Source organism: Myxacorys sp. (genome assembly GCF_059501405.1).
The window spans coordinates 1-18,660 of the sequence record NZ_JCACCM010000122.1 but is presented as its reverse complement, the minus strand read 5'-3'; the positions used below and the strand labels follow the sequence as shown (position 1 = coordinate 18,660).

Below are 18,660 nucleotides of genomic sequence, written 5' to 3'. Positions count from 1 at the left end.
ATAATGACTCAACTTGACCAGACCCTACTCCTAGCGTCACTGCGTAAGTCCTGTTTATGCTGGCTTCTTTAGTGTCAATGCACTGATACTGTCATTCTTGTACAAGCCAAAATTCACGGTTTTGCTTTAAAGCAAAACCGTGGATTTTGGCGATCGCAGCTAGTTTCGCCCATGCTATTGTCCAAAATAATCTAAGCGGCTGAATGAATTTTGTCCTACTAACAGCTAATCGTATGTATCTCAGCCAGTGAACCACTTTGTAGCTTCCTCAGCGATCGCAGCCGGAACCGTATGAGGTCCATTAAATTCTCGATACTGCACATCATATCTAGCTCGTTGCAACTGAGGCACAATTTTCCGACTACAGCGATCAATCTGAAGTACCGAATCGTAAGTGCCGTGGGAGATGAATAGGCGAGGTTGTCCTTTCTGCCCGGCGGGAGCAATAAATCCGGGCGAGAAGGCAATCACGTGAGTAAACAAGTCCCCGTTTGTGATGCCAACCGAGAGAGCATAGGAAGCTCCGTCAGAAAAACCTCCGATCGCAAGGCGAGCAGGATCGATCGCGCAACAGCGAAATGTTTGTGCCAGTGCTTGGTCAATAAAAGCAATGTCAGGACCATATTGCCCAAGAATAATATCCCAAGTCTTGCCACGCGAATCGACGGCAAGCAGAATCATGCCAAAGTCGTCCGCCAAGGGTCGTAGTAGATTTAACCCGCCTTCCGCATCCCCTCCAGCACCGTGTAGCGTTAACACGAGCGGCGCGGGACGATCGCGCTGATAACTCTTGGGCACATAGCGGAGTCCATCCCGTTGACCGTCTAGTTTCAAGGGGTGGAGTCCGATAGGCGTGGTTTCCGTGGGTTGGGTTGGACGGGACAACAATTGTCCTTCTGAAGGCTTTATTTTGCTCATCATGTTAATACCGTTGAATCTTCGATCAGTTTGCCAGCGTCCAAACGAATCGACCGAGCATGCCGTCGCGATCGTCGTGGAAAGGCTTGCCATTCCAAGATGAAGAAATCGGCGTCGCGTTGCTTGTGAACAGTTCACCGCCTATCAATCCACTTGAGCAGTTGATGACTTGGGCTTTGGCGTGTCTTCAGAGGAGGTGGGAGCGGATTGTACAGGCGTTAGCGGCTGAGAACTCGGAAGGTGTGGCGCGTCAGGAAGACTGGGTTCTGAAGACTCCAGCGATCGATCCTCTAGTGATTCTGTTTCAATCTTTTGTCGATCGCCAATCCCCGCTTGACGATGCGCCGTTGAAAGATCGGTATCAAAGTAGTCGTCTTGCTGCCCTTGATTGCGGTAGTCAGAGTAGGCATCAGTCATAATATGGCGACTTCCCTCAAAATTTGAGTGTACTTAACAGTAGGATTTCTGCAGAACTACTCAACCTACCTAAAGCAAGACGTTTTAACGAATTAGTCGAATAAAAAGATATGAAAACAGTTAAGGGATAAATCAGTTAAAGAATAAATATTGCCAAGGACACAAATTTGTCATTGCTCAAATTTATTGTTCAGCTTTATTGCTCAACACTCTTATTTTTGCGATAATCTTTATCCTTATTTGCTTTGCAGAATAAGCTAGAGCAGCTATTTCCAAGTTAGGCGGCTCTAAATCACGGTCTTTGCCTTAGTACCGAAAGTTGCAGTCGAGGAAGAGTAAAATGACCGGTAGCTCGGAGCAGAAACATGGCATCAACTTAGACAGGACTGTGTGGGAGTACGTGGCGGGAATGCCATCTGATAATCTCAAAAGTTGGGCTTGCTCCTATAGTGGTTACAGTGAAGATGTAGGGCGATCAGTTTGCCGACTTGAGGTTCCTAGAGATCGAGTTACCGTGATTTTGGGATTTGGCGATCGCTTGCAGATTAATCCTGTTGATTTAAAAACATCCCCTGTTAACTATCAAGCCTTTGTCGTTGGATTAGGTGAAGCTCCCTTACTTGTCAAACACGATGGCTTTCAACGCTGCATCGAAATAGAACTACTTCCTTGGGTTGCGAACAAGCTTTTTCGTGGAGCATCTGCTGAGTTTACGCAGGGTGTTGTTGCTCTAGAGGACATTTGGAGAAGTCAAGTAAATTTACTGGTCGAACAACTGAGTCAGATGTCGTCTTGGCAGAAACGCTTTGCTTTAGTGGATCAGTTTTTTTCAGAGAGATTTGCAGAGTCGAACCAAACCATTCGGTCAGAGATTCAATGGGCTTGGAACCAACTCGAACAATATGGCGGGTGCATCCCGATTCAACAATTAGCCAAAATGCTGGGCTGGAGCGATCGCTATTTTGCGGCTCGTTTTCGAGAACAAATTGGGATTACGCCGAAAGCGGCGGCGCGGCGGATTCGGTTCACTCGTGCTCATCGACAATTAACCCTTTCAGATAATTCGCTTAGCACGATCGCGGCAAACTGTGGTTATAGCGACCAAAGCCACTTTACACGAGAGTTTCATTTCTTTTCCGGATGCTCTCCAACCATCTACAAGAAAGCCCATTTTCTTGACCTCCTCGGTACTCCGGGTGAAATCATTCAAGGATAAGCGAGGTCAATTTTATTCAAGACATCACTCTTTAATGGGAGATACGATAGCTGTTTGTTAATCAAAGTTAGGAGATATTAAGATGCCTAGCGAAGTGTCTTACCTTGAGATCGGTACAAAAGATGCCGAGACTTCCCGTGCCTTTTTCGAGCAACTTTTCGGATGGAGTTTTCATCCAATGGGTAATGATAGTGAAGGTTGGTTCCAGACTCCATCGGTGAAAGCTGGTTTACATGGGAACGATCCAGAGCCACAGTTTTTAATCTTCTTCAGCGTTCCTGATTTGATGGCGGCTGTTGCACAAGTGAAGGAATTGGGCAGCGAAACTGACGAGCCAGGATCTGATGAACCTGACTTTGGGCGGTTTTGTGCTTGTCGTGACCCTCAAGGTGTCTGTTTCGGATTGCACCAACTACCCAACCGCACCGCCTAATAAGCCCGTTGCACACCGACCGCCGAGAGTCATCCGTTCTGATGCAGAGGTTATTGGCGGCGGATGAACGGGGTCGATCGCCGTCATAAGTTAACCCAGGAAAATTAAATTCTTCCTTGGTGAAGACGTTGAACGACACCAGCTTTGCTAAATCAATAGCGATCACTATTAGTGATTAGTGTTTTTGGGTAATTGCAGAAATTAACCTCACCATGAATATTCCGGTTTCTCCTTGGGCGTTGATGTCAGAAACCTGCTTTAAAGTGCTTCCAGCCGCTCGGAGCGATTTGAATCACTGGAAAATTCAGGCACAGCAGATTCCAAATTTAGAATTGCGTAAACAAGCTTTAACGAGCCTTGCAGACAAACAATTCCACTGTGAAGGTGGCTCGATTTATGGATTGCTTGCCAAAAACCATGGGCGAGAAGCGATCAGATTTATCGTCGCTTATCAAACAATTAGTGACTACTTAGATAATTTGTGCGATCGCAGCACCTCGCTTGATCCCGAAGATTTTCGTGCCTTGCACGAATCCCTCATCGATGCACTCACGCCAGATGCAAAAGGCACTAATTATTACCGAGTTCGAGACGATCAAGCCGATGGTGGCTACTTACAAAACCTCGTTAGAACGTGCCAGGACATCTTAGGTAAGATGCGGAATTACCCAAAAATTGCTCCCGCTCTGCATGAACTAGCAAACTATTACTGCGATTTACAAGTCCATAAGCATATCAAGGTAGAAGAGCGGGTTCCACAATTAAAGATGTGGTTTTCTTCGCATCAGAAACGCATTCCTGAACTCCGCTGGTATGAATTTTCTGCTTGTGCCGGATCAACTCTAGGAATTTTTTGTTTGGTGGCTTACGCATTTCATCAGGATTTGCCTGATGAACTTGCAAGTCAGGTCAAGAATAGTTACTTTCCTTGGGTTCAAGGATTACACATTTTACTAGATTACCTAATTGACCAGGAAGAAGATCGCATTCATGGAGATTTGAACTTTTGCTCCTACTATAAAAATAACGATGAAATGACCGAACGATTCAAGCATTTTATTCAAAATGCAACAAAAAGCGTTTCTCAGTTACCGCATACTCAGTTTCACCAACTAATCAACCAGGCATTGTTAGGAGTTTATCTTTCAAACAAAAAGGTCAGAAGACAACAGGAGGTTCAGAATATTGCAAAACAATTGATTCAATTGGGCGGTAGTCCAGCATCCTTCTTCTTTCGGAGTCGTTTACTCATGTCTCATTAAAGTTGAACTATATGAGGTTGAACTATGTCTAAAATTGCGATTGTTGGTGCAGGACCAGCCGGATGTTCAGCAGGATATCACTTAGCAAAAAGCGGGCATCAAGTGACCCTGATTGACAAGCAGTGTTTTCCCAAAGACAAGATTTGCGGTGATGGCATTAGTATTGAATCCATCCAAGCAGTATCGACCATGGGAATTTACCCTCAGGACATTAAAAAGAAGGCTTCTGAGTATGCGCCCATTCACCATTTTTTTCTAGGAGTCTCCAATCAAATTTCTCACAGTGAAACCACAAAACTTGAAGCTTACTGCATTCCCAGATTTGTGTTTGATCACCTTCTCTATGCGAAAGCAATTGATGCAGGATGTCATCCTCTGATGCAGATGGTGAACAAGCACGATTGGCAGAGTCAGGGGTTATATGATGCGTTTGATACCATTATTGATGCGCGGGGTGTTTATGCCGGTGAGGTAACTGCGATCGCCATTCGCACTTACTGGACGCTGAAGCGGCAAGATGTTTCTGAAACCGCGTTGGCTGAAGCTCAAATTCACTTCGATCGCAGCTTGGGGGCGAACGGCTACGGTTGGATTTTTCCAGTTTCTACGCAGCACGACTTGATCAAATTGAATGTTGGGGTCGGCGTTTGGTTGGATGAATATCAGAAAATTAACACCAACATTATTCAACTGTTTAAGCAGTTTATCCACAGCAACGAATCTGCACAACAGCTGTTTGATAAAGTGGTGTACCAACAGCCACCGAAGGTATTTCCTCTAGCGACTGCCAAGAAAGGTAACAAAGTTGCTGAGGGCAAAATTCTGAGGATTGGAGATGCGGCAAACCTAACCGATCCACTAACGGGTGAGGGCATTGCCAACGCAGTTCTCAGCGGCTCTTATGTTGCACAAGCCATTAACATGAGTCACACTCCCCATGCGGCAGCGGATAACTGGCAGTATCTTTACGAATCCCACTTTGAGGCAGATCTGCGGGCAGGTCTGCGCATCAAAGCGTTTAGAAAGTTTTCCTTCATCAATTACGGGCTGATTTGGCTGATGAAACACAATCCTCGCGTTGCTCAGCAGGTAAGCCATGCAGTTGCGGGGGTCGTCCCTTATCACGAAGTTTTAGCTTCTCTTAAATACTAAAGCGAATACAGAAGCCATCATAAAAAAAGTAGTCCTTTCGGGACTACTTTGACCATTAAATTCAATCTTTAGAATGTGCAAGTAAAACAAGCAATACACACTAGGTTGAAGGCTGAGAGGTTGAAGGTTGAACACTGGATGAACTTGTCATTTCGATTTCTGCTGACTTCACAAATCCATAGTAGAATGCGATCGCAGCAACAATGGCATTAAGCCAGACATTGTTACCAAACAGTGGCGTAATGCCAAATAGAGTATTGGTAAACGGTAGTAATCCTAAAACAGCACCTGCTGCATAGACGATTGCAAAGATGCGATTAAACACAATTGAGCCACTTAAGCTCGTGTAGGCAGCAATTCCCCAAACACCAACTAAAATCCCAATGGCATTATGGAAATAGTTGGTCGGAAACACACCGAATAGATAGCCAAAGCCTTTTGCAGGAATGAAGTTTTCTGGAGGAACGACAAAAGCAGGTACAAATCCGGCTAGACCCAGTAGCAAAAACAAGAGACCGATGCTCAAAGCAGCGTAACGAATTGACGAATTTGCAAAGGTTGATGTTTGCATAACTATGTTTTGGTTGTTAAAGAATTTGGTTGTAGATTAAACAAATGGTTTTGTTTTAGTAGACTACAAGTTTTAGTAGGCTACCAGACAGTAATAACTGGTTAATTCAGAATCCTTAGCGGATCAGTTGAAGCACATCCCGAAGCACACTATAACCGCCCAAGTCCCAAAGGAGATAGGCAACAAAACCAATCATTGCCAGCCGACCGTTCCATAACTCTTGCTGGGGGTTCCAGCCAAAGATCCAGGCGTTGCGATCGGCACCATTGTAGGCTGGAGCGACAGCAGGAACTTGATCAGTATTGATGTTTTTTGAAGTCTTCATATAAATAGCTCCCAGTTGCTCTGTTGCACCATTATGCTATCGAGTAAGATCGCAGTGTTTGTCTGCCATTAGAATTGGATTCCATCTATATCTAAAGATTGGCTTTGAGAGCGTTTAAGTGTTAGATCAACACAAGGAGAATTGCTCCTATAAAGAAAAGTATTCTTCTTTACTTCTGAATGCAATAAACACTCACACAAAGCCATAAATCCCCCCAGAGCGCTGTCTAGAAATACTCGGCTAGATACTTCAAAGAATTGAGCCAATTATAGGTCTACATTCTTATCATTGACGGGTAGCATAGGCAGGCTCTTTTGGTTCCAGATACTGCCGCCAGAAGGTAGTAGTGATCATCTCTTTTGCAGCGCTCTTCCAATCTTTACTGACGGATGACCAGTCAATTTTGCCTTTAGCAGCAACGCTAGACCATTGATCTAAAAGCTGAATACTCGCTAACTTATCCACCTGATTTTGGTTCTCATAGGTTCGGCTCAGCTTTAAGATGCTGAGATGTAGCACATCTGGCTCAGAGTGTTTGATAAAGTCTGGACCCTTTGTATAGTCCTCGAACGCTTTGATCAACATTTGAGCGCGATCGTAGTCGGATGCTAATAAGGAAGCCATGATCTCTTTGGTGAGGTTGCTGACGGTGTCGGCATAACTCGGTGATCCATGAATGGCAAAAGTAATTAAATCGTTGCGGAAATAGTAATAGGTTTCCCAATTCAAACTTTTTGCAGAGGAAGGGATATGCCACACTGCGATCGAGGGAAACGTTACGATCGGAACCCCTAACACTTTTTTAGCTCTGAGGCAGAACTCCACGTCATCTAATTTGATAAAAAGCGGCAGCGGTAATTTGATTTTCTCAATGATTTCTTTGGAGAAGGAGCAAAACCAAAATCCTCCATAATCTGCATCTTCTTCGATCAATAATTGGTTGAGCGAGTCTGTACTGCGCAGATCCATGTTGTAATTAAGAGCAGTTAAGGAGCCAAATCTACCCCTAACTGTAGGATCGTCGTTGAACGTTGCTCCTGCTTCATACAAAACGTGTTTTTTATTCAAGTTGAGTAAGCCACCTGCAACAATAAAGTCGCTCTTTGCGTACTCATGTAGAGAGAATAGTCTATAAATACTCTCGCTTTCTAACTCGATATCATCATCCATAACCAGGAAATGAGAGTAGCTGTCTTCCTCTAAAGCTTCAACTAACCCTCTGGTAAAACCGCCACTTCCACCTGCATTTTTATTAGGAATCAGTTTAAGTCTTGAATCGTTAAAACTAGCCTTTTCTAGCGTTCTACCATTATCGACAAGGAACACTTTGAAGTCTTTGTCTTGCAGATATTTATCCTGGAAAAGCGTAGCTAACGTATCTTTAACATAATCCTCTTTCTTGAATGTACAGATAACAATTCCTAGAGATATTTCTCTGGCTTTTGTTTCATCCGTTGCAATCCATCCCTCTTGAAAAATTCCCTGTTCGCTTAAGCAGACAATTTCGATGTAGAGTCTACCAGCACTTACCCCCTGAAGAAGCTCGATGGGCGGAAGTTTCACTGGGTTTGGGAGTTGGCAGTTCTCGAAATTTCCTTCAAAGATCTTTTCTCGATCGCTGCTTTGATTAACTTCTCTGTAAACAAAAACCTTGAAGTCACCTTCCAGTTTCAGCAGATAATAAATAGAGTGAAGCGTTGTATATTTAGCGTAATATCTTTCGTAGAATGAATTGAAGTAAGAGCTAGAAGAGATTAGACCTCCCCGACGCAGAACAATTCCCTCATTCTCTTCCTGGTAGTTGATCGAGACAGCTTCGTTGCATTGGATGTATAGAGCAGAACTCTCAACTGACTTTGGAAGCTTTATTCTACCGACTATGTTCATGGAGTACTCACCCATTCCTTTGTAAATTTGCTGCTTTAGAAAAAAAGCAGTGATTCTTGCTCAATTTGTTTAAATGTTTAAGATTGAAACGCTTTGCTAAGAATTGCGTTTTTGGTTCGATTTTGGCTAGAACAAAGATACTTTTCTAGCCTAATTTACTCTCATTAACGTAACGAAAAAGGAATTAGCATAGAATCAACCCATCGGTGGATTTACTACTTTGAATCAGTTCCTTGGAGAGGGATTAACTAGACGAAGCTTGCCCGGCTGATTTATTCACCAAAGCACGAGAAAAATCAGATTAAAATAGCCCGAGCCCGATTGCAATTTAGCCTCTCGCAACTTTTGCCAACTCCATGAACAGTAAAATCAACACCCGTTCGACCATTCATCTGAATGAAGCTTCTTTGTCTCGTTTACCGCAAAATGTGCGTATTCCGAAGTACGATCGCACTCAATTAATCAATGGCATTGTTCATATCGGAGTCGGTGCATTTCATCGAGCGCACCAAGCACTCTACCTGGACAACTATTTTCATCAGACTCTCGATCGACACTGGGGGATCTGTGGCGTTGGACTGCTCGAACAAGACAAGCGACTACGTGATGCGTTCCAAGCCCAGGACTGTTTATATACCCTAGTAGAGCGGGCACCTGCGGGTGACTCAGCGCAAATTATCGCCTCGATTAATCGCTACTTATTTGCACCAGATAACCGTCAAGCTGTGATCGAAGCACTGGCAGCACCAGAATGCCGCATTGTTACGCTCACGATTACCGAAGCTGGGTACTACTACATTGAAGGAAGTGGCGAATTCGATGTGAACCATCCGACGATTCAGCACGATTTGCAACATCCCGAAGCGCCGATCGGCACATTTGGTTTTTTGAGTGCTGCTCTTGAGCGGCGGCGCAACCAGGGATTACCTCCATTTACGGTGCTGTCGTGTGATAACTTGCAGGGCAACGGCGCGATCGCACGAAATATGCTGACCGCGTTTGCAGAACTGCACGATCCGCATTTGGCACGTTGGATTACGGAAAACGTGGCATTTCCAAACAGTATGGTCGATCGGATTACGCCAGCGACCACCGAATTAGACAAAATGATGGTTGCGGAAAAGTTTGGAATTGACGATGCTTTTCCGGTTGTCGCAGAACCCTTTATTCAGTGGGTGATCGAAGACTCCTTCTGTGCTGGTAGACCCGATTGGGAGACGGTTGGCGTGCAAATGACCAGCGATGTTCATGCTTATGAACTGATGAAAATTCGGTTGTTGAACGCAAGCCACGTCCTGATTGGCTATTTGGGAGTACTGGCAGGCTACCGTTACGTTGATGAAGTCATGGCTGATCCCGTATTCCGGCAAGCGGTGAGTGCTTTGATGGAAGAGGTGACATCTGTGCTACAGCCGGTACCGGGAATTGATCTGAGCGACTACAAAAAAACGCTCATTGAACGATTTGCCAATCCCAAAATTCAGGATCAGCTTCCGCGCCTTTGTCTGAATGGTTCAGCCAAACTGCCAAAATTTATTCTCGGATCGCTTCGAGATCAGCTACAGCGAGGCGGGGAGATTAATTACCTGAGCTTGGTGATTGCCGCTTGGTGTCGCTACCTCAACGGTCAAGATGATCAAGGAAATGCGATCGCGATCGATGACCCCTTAGCAGATCTGCTAAAGCAACAAGCTCGCATCGGCGGATTAGATCCGAGACCCTTGCTTACCGTGTCTGAGATTTTTGGAGAAGATTTACCTCAGTCGCCTCGGCTTGTTGAAGCCGTGACCGACGCCTTGAGCAAACTCTATAAGATTGGCGCTAGAGCCACGTTGGTTGAGTTAGCTGAAAGACATCAAATCATTCGCTAGTGCCACTGCGCCCCACAAGGGCGCTTCATCTCCTAGGGCTGCTGGCACAATTTCAAAGTTCACCTCTGGCAAGGCCGTCTCTCTAGCAACGCGGCGCACAACTTCCCAAAAGTTTACGCCTGCTTTGGTCACACCACCCCCCAGCACAAACTGCTGGGGATTCATCAAGTTTGCGGCATTCCCAATGCCCACTCCCAATGCCCAGCCCGCCGTTTCTAGCACTTCACGGGCTAGTTCATCTCCTTGAGTCGCTGCCCGACTAACAATCTCACCCGTGATAGCTTCTAGATCATCTCCAACGAAATGACGTACCCCTTGTCCCCGGCTAGGGAAGCGCTGCATCGTCTCTCGAACCTGTTGAGCCATATAGGGCCCCGATGCTAGTCGCTCTAAACATCCTTGCTTACCGCATAAACAAAGTGGGCCTTTTGGATGAACAACCGTATGACCAATTTCCCCCGCCATGCCGTCTGCACCCCGCCAAGGGCGCCCGTCGAGAATCCAACCCCCGCCAACGCCCGTACTGACAGTGATGTACATCAAGCTGTCACATCCTTGCCCAGCGCCAAAACGATGCTCCCCCAATGCTGCCACGTTAGCGTCGTTGTCCACACTGACCGCTACACCAAATTCTTTGGACAGCAGAGAGGCTAAGGGAATGTTCTCCCAACCAGGGACATGATGCGAGAGCCGCACATTTCCAGTAGAGGCATCCACGGGCCCTCCAAAACTAACGCCGATCGCGGCGGGTTGTGAGCCTTGTAGCAGATCGTGAATCAGCGATCGCATGATTTCCAGATCAGTAGTAGCATTCGCGTTGGGGGGTGAAAAGGCGCGTCGGTGAGCAAACCACTGTTTCTCGCCCGCCCTTAACACCGCAGCAGCGTGCTTTGTACCTCCAAAATCAAGCGCTAAGAGCAAGGGGAGCACGTTAGATTCAGGCATTTTTGGTTTCTAAGCTTGTTTTCATTAGGCAGGAGCATTTATGAACTGTTGACGACGAGTTCTTGGTTTGTCTCCGATCGCTTATGCGGCTTCTGACAATAGCCCGATCAACTCAGGCATTTGCTCAATGATGTGTTGGGCACCGGCCGATCGCAGCGCAGATGCACGGCTGCTTCGTTCACTTTCGTTGATATGCGTTCCGCCGATATAACCGATGATCTGCGGAATTCCAGCCGCAACCGCAGACTTGACCCCACTGACAGAATCTTCAACCGCTACGCAGCTCGAAACATCAGCATCCAAACACTTTGCAGCGTGCAAATAGATGTCTGGCAGTGGTTTTGGTCGCCGAACCGGGAGAGAGTCGTGAGCGCTAAACGTTTGATTGCTGGGAAAATAGGAGGTCAAGGCAGATGCCGCAAGACAAGCACTCAGCCGCCGTAGACTACTGTTGCTCACCAGGGCAAACCCAACTCCGCGATCGCGCAAATTAGATAGCACTCCGGGCGTTCCTTCGGTCGCTCTAGCCTCTAGGCTCAAATGCGCGATCGCTCTGTTTTCCTCTTCGGTAACGAGCCGCGCAATATCTGTCTCACTCAGCGCCGTTGGCGAGTCTAGATAGATTTGCGCCAATATCTCCTGATAAGGTTTACCAGCAAAGTTTTTGATAAATTCAGGCAAATCGTAGAACCGCGCTCCAGGAAACTCAGCAGCAACCTCAGCAGTCAGTCTCCAGGCGCTTTTGAGGGCGATCGTCTCACTATCGACCACCGTGCCATCGTGGTCAAACAGGACAACTTTAGGCGGCTGAGATGGTTTCATAATGCTCCTCACAGTAACGTTTTAGTGTAGCCAATAGTCCATCATTCTGAATCTCCTGCAACGTGCGATCGCATTCTTGATCGAGGATCTCTGTGCATTCACATGGCTCTAAGCCAATGATCTGACTGAGTGCTGCTCCTGCTTGAATGGCTGACATAACACTCGGTTTATCGTTCGCCTGATAGGGTCTGCCCGACTCAGCACCCTCTCTGACTGTAAGTATCCATGCTGCGATCGGAAGCATCAAGCGCCTCAGGTTGACGTTCTGAGCATGGGCATCCTGAACAATCGGAACAATATATTTGCCTATTTTTCTGGCGGTTTCCGCTGAAATTCTTTCGATCGTATCGGGAAGCGCCTCGTTACTAAATCTAATTAATACCTGATCCCGATAGGGTTCACACATCTGATAGGGCACAGGTGTGGCAACAGCAATGTCATCCATGAGGAGCTGACTAAACCAGTGAAATTCAGGTAGCCTGACCGCCTCATGGACATACTCAATCCCAACCCTGACCGCTAAACAAGCGATGAAAGAGTGCATTGCATTCAAGAATCTCGACTTCATATAGAGATAGGGAGTAATGTCATCAGTCATGATTACTCCGGTTTCTTCCCAGGCAGGTCTATCTCCTTTAAACTTGTCTTCTACAACAAACTGCCAAAAGGGTTCTGTAATGATCGGAGTGCGATCGAGAACCTGCAACAATTGACGAGGATAGCCATCGTCGGAGTCATGGGCTTGAGGCACAATTCTATCGACTACGGTGTTTGGAAATGTCGCGTTAACTCTGAGGTAGGCAGCAAGCTTAGGATCAATTAGGCCAGCATAGGTTAACACTGCTCGCTGTAGAATTTCGCCATTTCTGGGCAAGTTGTCACAAGACAATGTGGTGAATGGTGCAATTCCGCGATCGCGTCGTCGCCGCAGTGCTTCTACGATAAAACCAATGGCAGTGGTTGGAGCCGCAGGATTGTTTAGGTCATGGGCGATCGCGTCGTGGGCAGTATCGAGATTAAACCGCGAGTCTAAACAATAGCCGGCTTGAGTCACAGTTAGGGTCACAAGATGCACAGAAGGAGACGCCATCAACTCAAGCACATAGTCGTATTCCTCTGCACCATTAACGATTTGATTAATCGAACCGATCACTTCTGCTGACTCATGATTTTCAGTACTGCAATAGCGTTCGATTAAGGTATAGAGATAGTTTTGTGGTTGTAATGTTGCAATGGTGCGTCGGCTCTTGAGACTAACGCCGCAGATCCCCCATCGCTGGTCTTGGAATCTTTTTTGTGCAAGATATCGATGAATGATGCGGGCGAGGTGTCCTCTAAAAAAACGGCCAGGTCCGAAGTGGACAATCCCGGTGCTCAGCGTTCTGCGATTGTAGGGAGACTGTTGGTTCCACAACTCAGTGACAGTCGGGAGGGGAACGCTTTGGGGTTTTGCTTGAGTGAATACAGCCTCAGTAGCTGACGAGACGTCACTGCTCATGACCTTTGTGTTCATAACATTCCTATAAATATGGAAGTGTTGTAGATGTGCTGGGTTGTAGATGTGCGGGTTAAATCTTTTGGAACACTGACTGATGCTTAAATGGAGAAACGCGATCGCAGTAGATACTCACTTCAGCAAACCTAGGTTCTGCCCAATTGCAGGAGTGTGTCCTACCTGTGCAAAATGGCTGAGTCGCCCTCCTCCTGAACCCTTCTTCCCAAGAGAGATTTGAGAAGATTTGATACATAACTGGGATGCTCCCAATTGCAGTTTCTCACCCAGAGAGGAGATCAGTCGCTTTGTTCGCTCGCTTTCAGAAGTTACATTCTGATAGCTCAGTTCGTCTTCTCATATTATTTGTGAGCGAAATTCTTGCTATCCATCATTAGTAGAATCTTCCAAAATAGTTGTTTGCAACGATTCCCTAGCCAAGGGTTTAAGCCCTACGAACAAGCTGTTACTCAGGATAGAGATGACGCAGAAGACTTGCCGCTACTTTGAAAGGAATTCGACGATGTAGAGACTCAACAGCTTAGAGATTCAACATTAAAGATTGAACAACAAATAGAAATTGAACATCAGCTTTGGTACGTGATTACATCGATTCATTCCAGAGTCAGAGGCTAGTGAAATAATGGCAACTGTTTATGGTGATCTTCAGGGCTTAAAATCGAGTCAAATTAAACAACTTGAGCAGCTATATCAAGAACGGCTCCCCAGCGATCGCTTCATCACCCCCGAATTTGCTGAACACATCGCCGCGCTCAGTCAGGCAGTCCATCATCCCCTGTGTTGCTACGTGAATCGTCGCGGACAGGTGATTCGGGTTGGAGTCGGCAAACCGATGCAAACCCAACTTTCCGAGTCTGATTTACCTCGCCGCAGTCGCGATCGCCTCAGCGGAATTCGTTGTTTAGTGGCTCAGTTTCAACCGCTGGATGCCAGTGAATTCATCGCAATGATTCGGCAGCGATTAGATGCACTCGTGGTATTAAGGGTAGGGGACACTAAGAAAGGCTCTACTCACTCTATTCAGCAGTCTTATTTGGCGCATATTGTTCCGGATATGGAGCAACCGTGGCAGGTCGAATCAGTTCCGCTTGAAGCACTGATTGAGCAAGATGCAGACGATCTCATTCATGAATGGGAAAGCGATGTACAAGCTTCAGGATTTGATCTGTCAGAATCTCAGACTGTACAGTCGGATCACGATCGCGCGTTGCTAGTTGGATTGCAGACTGATGAACTGTCAGATCAGCAGTTTCAAGACGGCATTGATGAATTGGTGCGACTGGTGGAAAGTGCAGCAGGTGAAGTGGTTGGACTTGTGCAGCAAAAGCGATCTCAGCCCCATCCTCAGACTGTTGTAGGTCAGGGAAAAATCGAAGAAATTACTTTGGAAGCTCAGCGAGCCGGAGCAAATTTAATTGTTTTCAATCAAGATATTTCTGCAACCCAAGCTCGTAATTTAGAAGAGCAAATTGGGGTGCGGGTGGTCGATCGAACTGAAGTCATTTTAGATATTTTTGCTCAACGAGCGCGATCGCAAGCAGGAAAACTTCAGGTGGAATTAGCTCAGCTAGAATATCTGCTCCCTCGACTACGGGGAAGAGGACAGGCAATGTCGCGGTTGGGTGCAGGAATTGGGACACGTGGACCGGGGGAAACAAAGCTTGAAACCGAACGCCGCACGATTCAGCGTCGAATTGCTCAATTGCAGCAAGAAGTGAATCAGCTTCAGGCACATCGCGCCCGCTTACGGGATCAACGAGATCGTCAACAACTTCCCACGATCGCGCTGGTTGGCTACACCAATGCAGGCAAATCGACCTTGTTGAATGTGTTGACCCGCGCGGAAGTCTACACTGCCGATCAACTCTTTGCCACGCTTGACCCAACCACTCGACGGCTAACCATCAGCAACCCGAACACGCATGAGCTAAGAAATTTGCTTCTTACTGATACGGTTGGTTTTATTCACCATCTGCCTCCTGCCTTGATGGATGCGTTTCGCGCCACCCTAGAAGAAGTCACCGAAGCTGATGGACTCTTACATATTTTGGATTTATCTCATCCTGCCTGGGCGCAACACTTAGAATCGGTGGAAACTGTTCTGTCTGAACTACCTGCGATTCCGCCCGATGCGCTGCTCGTGTTTAACAAGATTGATCTCGTCGATCGCGAGACATTGACCCAAGTACAGCAAATGTACCCGGATGCCGTGTTTATTTCTGCGATCGAACAAATCGGTTTAGATCTACTCCAGCAACGGTTGGTAGAGCTAGCAGATACATTTGCAGTTCCCAAACTTGCATCAAACGCTTGAGCAGAAAACAGCCTGTATTAGACAATGCACCCGCGGTTAAACTTTCCATTGATCACACCTTCCATTAGATAGAAGCTGCAACATTCTGTAATCGTTAACTTATCGCAAATAGCAGCATCGAGTGGAGCGCCAATTGTACCCGTCGTTCACTAAAAAGGGATTTACTGATGCCCATCATTGAGACAAAGACTAATCCGATGGTGATCAACATGGGTCCGCACCATCCTTCCACCCATGGTGTTGCGCGGCTAGTTGTCACTCTGGACGGCGAGAATGTGATCGACTGCGAACCTGTGATTGGCTATCTGCATCGTGGCATGGAGAAGATTGCCGAAAATCGCACAGTTCAAATGTACATTCCTTATGTCAGTCGTTGGGATTATGCAGAAGGAATGTTCAATGAAGCCGTAACGGTCAATGCGGTTGAAAGATTGGGAAAGATTCCAGTTCCCAAACGGGCGAGCTACATCCGCGTCATTATGCTGGAACTGAATCGCATTGCAAACCATTTACTGTGGCTAGGACCTTTTGCGGCAGATATAGGTGCACAAACGCCCTTTTTCTACATCTTTCGGGAACGCGAGCTAATCTATGACCTCTGGGAAGCGGTGTCGGGCTATCGGATGGTCAACAATAACTATTTTCGAGTGGGCGGTGTTGCAGTCGATTTACCTTACGGTTGGGTCGATAAATGCGCTGATTTTTGTGAATATTTTCTACCCAAAGTCGATGAGTATGAACGGCTCTTGTCAAACAATCCGATCTTCCTGCGACGACTGGCAGGACTGGGAAACGTTAGTCGTGAAGATGCAATTAACTGGGGCTTGTCGGGTCCAATGTTGCGGGCTTCGGGCGTGAAATGGGATTTACGTAAAGTGGATCACTACGAGTGCTACGACGATTTTGATTGGGACATTATTTACGAAACCGGAGGCGATGTTTTAGCGCGTTATTTTGTTCGAGTCCGAGAAATGCGCGAATCGGTCAAGATTATTCAGCAAGCTCTGAAGGGACTACCAGGTGGACCTTTCGAGAATTTAGAAGCGAAGCGACTGGCAGGAGGTCCTAAGTCAGAATGGAATGAATTTGACTATCAATTTATTGGTCGCAAAGTTGCGCCGACCTTCAAAATTCCTAAGGGAGAACACTATGTTCGGGTTGAAAGCGGCAAAGGTGAGTTAGGCATTTTTATTGTCGGTGACGATCATGTGTTTCCGTGGCGTTGGAAAATTCGCGCCGCTGACTTCTGTAATTTGCAGATCTACCCTCATTTACTGAATGGGATCAAACTTGCAGACCTCATGGTCGTTCTAGGCAGCATTGACATCATTATGGGATCGGTCGATCGCTAGTATTGTCCCAAAAAAATTGCTCTCAATACTTTCCGAAAAACACTATGACACAATCTTCCAATCAGCCTGATCCTTCAATGAACGGGTACTCGCTGATCAATCCGAGCGCACATCCGCCGACCATTACAAATCAACTTTCAGAGAATGTAATCTTGACCACGATTGATGATCTTTACAACTGGGCGCGGCTGTCGAGCTTATGGCCCCTATTGTATGGAACTGCGTGCTGCTTTATTGAGTTTGCGGCATTGATTGGATCGCGGTTTGACTTCGATCGCTTTGGTCTGATTCCGCGTGCTTCCCCGCGACAAGCTGACTTGCTGATTTTGGCAGGGACATTGAACATGAAAATGTCAGCCCCAACGTTACGGCTTTACCAACAGATGCCAGAGCCGAAGTATGTGATCGCGATGGGAGCCTGCATGATTAGCGGCGGGATGTTTAGTGCAGATTCTCCGACCGCAATTCGGGGAGCAGATAAAATTCTGCCGATCGATGTTTACATTCCTGGTTGCCCGCCCCGACCAGAGGCGATTCTAGACGCGATCATTAAGCTACGAAAGAAAATCTCGAACGAATCGCTGCAAGAACGAGGCATCACGCGGCAAACGCATCGCTATTACACGACACCGCATAAGATGAATATTCTACCGCCTGCGAATACGGGGGAATATATTCGATCGCAGTTCTACCACAAGCCTCCTGAAGCTCTAGCAGAGGAAAAAGGAATTCCCTTACCAGAACTGCTAAAACAAATGGAACCCCAACCCACCAGCGAAGGTTCAGGCGCATAATTCCACTTTACTTTTGAGGATGAATGAAGCTTGACGATGATGGGCGATTGCGAACTCTTTCAAGCCTTGCTTCAAATTCTGACGTGAATTCAGCCGAAGGGCAAAAACTTTCATTAGACTCAGTGAGCAATCGCAGCACCAATACGCTTCAAAATTCTCAGAGCATCTACGAGTTTATTTCGACGAGGTAAGAGAAGGCTCTCGATAAGTCGTATTCACGTTGAAATGATTTGAGGAAGATGAAACTAATTCCATTCATGATCATCCCGAATATAGAATGTTCAAAATAGGGGTTTGCCACCACATATGCCAACGTTTGCGGAACGGCTAATTTTCACTAACAGAAGTTCGTTTTGCTTCGACAAAAACTGCCCAAAACTGATCTTGAAAAACTAAGGCATCAATGCATCCCTTTAGAATCTCTTTGCCGTCATCTAGCTCAAATTTAGCAGGCGTTCCCGTTCTGAAGCGAAAGGGTGGAGTATAGAATCCTACTAGGTCAAGTAATGGAGACAAGACCAACATTTTTACGGTTTCTTCTATCAGTTTTCCGTGTTCCATCTGATAGACACACTTTCGCTTCAGTTGCTTGATGCGCTCTTGCTCGACTTCACTCAGTTCGGGCAGATGGTCAAACCATTCAGGAAAAAATGAATCGCTTTCAGTTCGCTAAGAGTGCATTTCTAAATTAATGATTAAGCTGTTTTCTCCTGTTCGCCAAGACGTTGCAACATCAATCGAATCATTGCACCCTGAATCATTGCCTCGCTGACTTCTGGTAAGAGTTCATAGTCTTTGCTTAACCGACGATTTTGGTGTTGCATACTAAGAAATGATGATGTAGGACTGAGTTATGAACTGCCCTCGC

Annotated in this window: 18 protein-coding genes; 8 read left to right on the top strand and 10 right to left on the bottom strand. The window is 46.4% G+C overall.

Annotated features, from left to right (window positions below; genetic code table 11):
- Window positions 1-240 precede the first annotated feature (240 nt).
- Together AC5I6P_RS16890 and AC5I6P_RS16885 are read right to left on the bottom strand one after the other, a co-directional pair.
- A complete protein-coding gene (locus tag AC5I6P_RS16890) occupies window positions 241-1,011 on the bottom strand; it encodes an alpha/beta hydrolase (protein ID WP_495694941.1) in 771 nt (256 codons plus the stop codon).
- A gap of 51 nt (window positions 1,012-1,062) precedes the next feature.
- On the bottom strand, window positions 1,063-1,335 hold the full coding sequence (locus AC5I6P_RS16885) for a hypothetical protein (protein WP_495694940.1): 273 nt from the start codon (window positions 1,333-1,335) through the stop codon (window positions 1,063-1,065).
- A 340-nt stretch (window positions 1,336-1,675) separates the two neighbouring features.
- Between AC5I6P_RS16885 and AC5I6P_RS16880 the strand changes: the two genes are divergently transcribed.
- From AC5I6P_RS16880 to AC5I6P_RS16865, 4 genes are all read left to right on the top strand, one after another.
- Window positions 1,676-2,551, top strand: a complete 876-nt coding sequence (locus tag AC5I6P_RS16880; RefSeq protein WP_495694939.1) for a helix-turn-helix domain-containing protein — start codon at window positions 1,676-1,678, stop codon at window positions 2,549-2,551.
- A gap of 82 nt (window positions 2,552-2,633) precedes the next feature.
- On the top strand, window positions 2,634-2,984 hold the full coding sequence (locus AC5I6P_RS16875; RefSeq protein ID WP_495694938.1) for a VOC family protein: 351 nt from the start codon (window positions 2,634-2,636) through the stop codon (window positions 2,982-2,984).
- A gap of 212 nt (window positions 2,985-3,196) precedes the next feature.
- Window positions 3,197-4,246, top strand: a complete 1,050-nt coding sequence (locus AC5I6P_RS16870; protein WP_495694937.1) for a tetraprenyl-beta-curcumene synthase family protein — start codon at window positions 3,197-3,199, stop codon at window positions 4,244-4,246.
- Window positions 4,247-4,270: 24 nt separating this feature from the next.
- On the top strand, window positions 4,271-5,398 hold the full coding sequence (locus AC5I6P_RS16865) for an FAD-dependent oxidoreductase (RefSeq protein WP_495694936.1): 1,128 nt from the start codon (window positions 4,271-4,273) through the stop codon (window positions 5,396-5,398).
- A 100-nt stretch (window positions 5,399-5,498) separates the two neighbouring features.
- On the opposite strand, the gene AC5I6P_RS16860 is transcribed toward AC5I6P_RS16865, so the two are convergent.
- From AC5I6P_RS16860 to AC5I6P_RS16850, 3 genes are all read right to left on the bottom strand, one after another.
- On the bottom strand, window positions 5,499-5,969 hold the full coding sequence (locus AC5I6P_RS16860; protein WP_495694935.1) for a DUF4383 domain-containing protein: 471 nt from the start codon (window positions 5,967-5,969) through the stop codon (window positions 5,499-5,501).
- 115 nt (window positions 5,970-6,084) lie between these two features.
- Window positions 6,085-6,294 carry a high light inducible protein gene (locus AC5I6P_RS16855; RefSeq protein ID WP_495694934.1) on the bottom strand — a complete coding sequence of 70 codons (210 nt, stop codon included), beginning with the start codon at window positions 6,292-6,294 and terminating at the stop codon, window positions 6,085-6,087.
- A 285-nt stretch (window positions 6,295-6,579) separates the two neighbouring features.
- On the bottom strand, window positions 6,580-8,196 hold the full coding sequence (locus AC5I6P_RS16850; RefSeq protein WP_495694933.1) for a glycosyltransferase family 2 protein: 1,617 nt from the start codon (window positions 8,194-8,196) through the stop codon (window positions 6,580-6,582).
- 341 nt (window positions 8,197-8,537) lie between these two features.
- Between AC5I6P_RS16850 and AC5I6P_RS16845 the strand changes: the two genes are divergently transcribed.
- On the top strand, window positions 8,538-10,052 hold the full coding sequence (locus AC5I6P_RS16845; protein ID WP_495694932.1) for a mannitol dehydrogenase family protein: 1,515 nt from the start codon (window positions 8,538-8,540) through the stop codon (window positions 10,050-10,052).
- On the opposite strand, the gene AC5I6P_RS16840 is transcribed toward AC5I6P_RS16845, so the two are convergent.
- The 3 genes from AC5I6P_RS16840 to AC5I6P_RS16830 all read right to left on the bottom strand — a co-directional run bounded on the left by AC5I6P_RS16840 (window position 10,023) and on the right by AC5I6P_RS16830 (window position 13,317).
- Window positions 10,023-10,997, bottom strand: a complete 975-nt coding sequence (locus tag AC5I6P_RS16840; RefSeq protein ID WP_495694931.1) for an ROK family protein — start codon at window positions 10,995-10,997, stop codon at window positions 10,023-10,025. The two genes, AC5I6P_RS16845 and AC5I6P_RS16840, sit on opposite strands and share 30 nt — an antisense overlap.
- Window positions 10,998-11,078: 81 nt before the next feature.
- Window positions 11,079-11,819 (bottom strand): HAD family hydrolase, encoded by a 741-nt coding sequence (locus tag AC5I6P_RS16835; RefSeq protein WP_495694930.1) that lies wholly within the window; start codon window positions 11,817-11,819, stop codon window positions 11,079-11,081.
- On the bottom strand, window positions 11,797-13,317 hold the full coding sequence (locus tag AC5I6P_RS16830; protein ID WP_495694929.1) for a mannitol dehydrogenase family protein: 1,521 nt from the start codon (window positions 13,315-13,317) through the stop codon (window positions 11,797-11,799). The genes AC5I6P_RS16835 and AC5I6P_RS16830 overlap by 23 nt, the downstream gene beginning before the upstream one ends.
- Before the next feature lie 637 nt (window positions 13,318-13,954).
- Here AC5I6P_RS16830 and hflX point away from each other — a divergent pair.
- The 3 genes from hflX (at window position 13,955) to nuoB (ending at window position 17,792) form a co-directional block, all read left to right on the top strand.
- Complete coding sequence (gene hflX, locus AC5I6P_RS16825) at window positions 13,955-15,646, top strand: GTPase HflX (protein WP_495694928.1); 1,692 nt, start codon at window positions 13,955-13,957, stop codon at window positions 15,644-15,646.
- 167 nt (window positions 15,647-15,813) lie between these two features.
- Window positions 15,814-16,998 (top strand): NAD(P)H-quinone oxidoreductase subunit H, encoded by a 1,185-nt coding sequence (locus AC5I6P_RS16820; RefSeq protein ID WP_495694927.1) that lies wholly within the window; start codon window positions 15,814-15,816, stop codon window positions 16,996-16,998.
- Between the two features lie 77 nt (window positions 16,999-17,075).
- Window positions 17,076-17,792, top strand: a complete 717-nt coding sequence (gene nuoB / locus AC5I6P_RS16815; protein ID WP_495694942.1) for an NADH-quinone oxidoreductase subunit NuoB — start codon at window positions 17,076-17,078, stop codon at window positions 17,790-17,792.
- A 327-nt stretch (window positions 17,793-18,119) separates the two neighbouring features.
- On the opposite strand, the gene AC5I6P_RS16810 is transcribed toward nuoB, so the two are convergent.
- Window positions 18,120-18,353, bottom strand: a complete 234-nt coding sequence (locus tag AC5I6P_RS16810) for a hypothetical protein (protein WP_495694926.1) — start codon at window positions 18,351-18,353, stop codon at window positions 18,120-18,122.
- 134 nt (window positions 18,354-18,487) lie between these two features.
- Window positions 18,488-18,616, bottom strand: coding sequence for a hypothetical protein (locus tag AC5I6P_RS16805; protein WP_495694925.1), 129 nt, complete (start codon window positions 18,614-18,616; stop codon window positions 18,488-18,490).
- Window positions 18,617-18,660 lie beyond the last annotated feature (44 nt).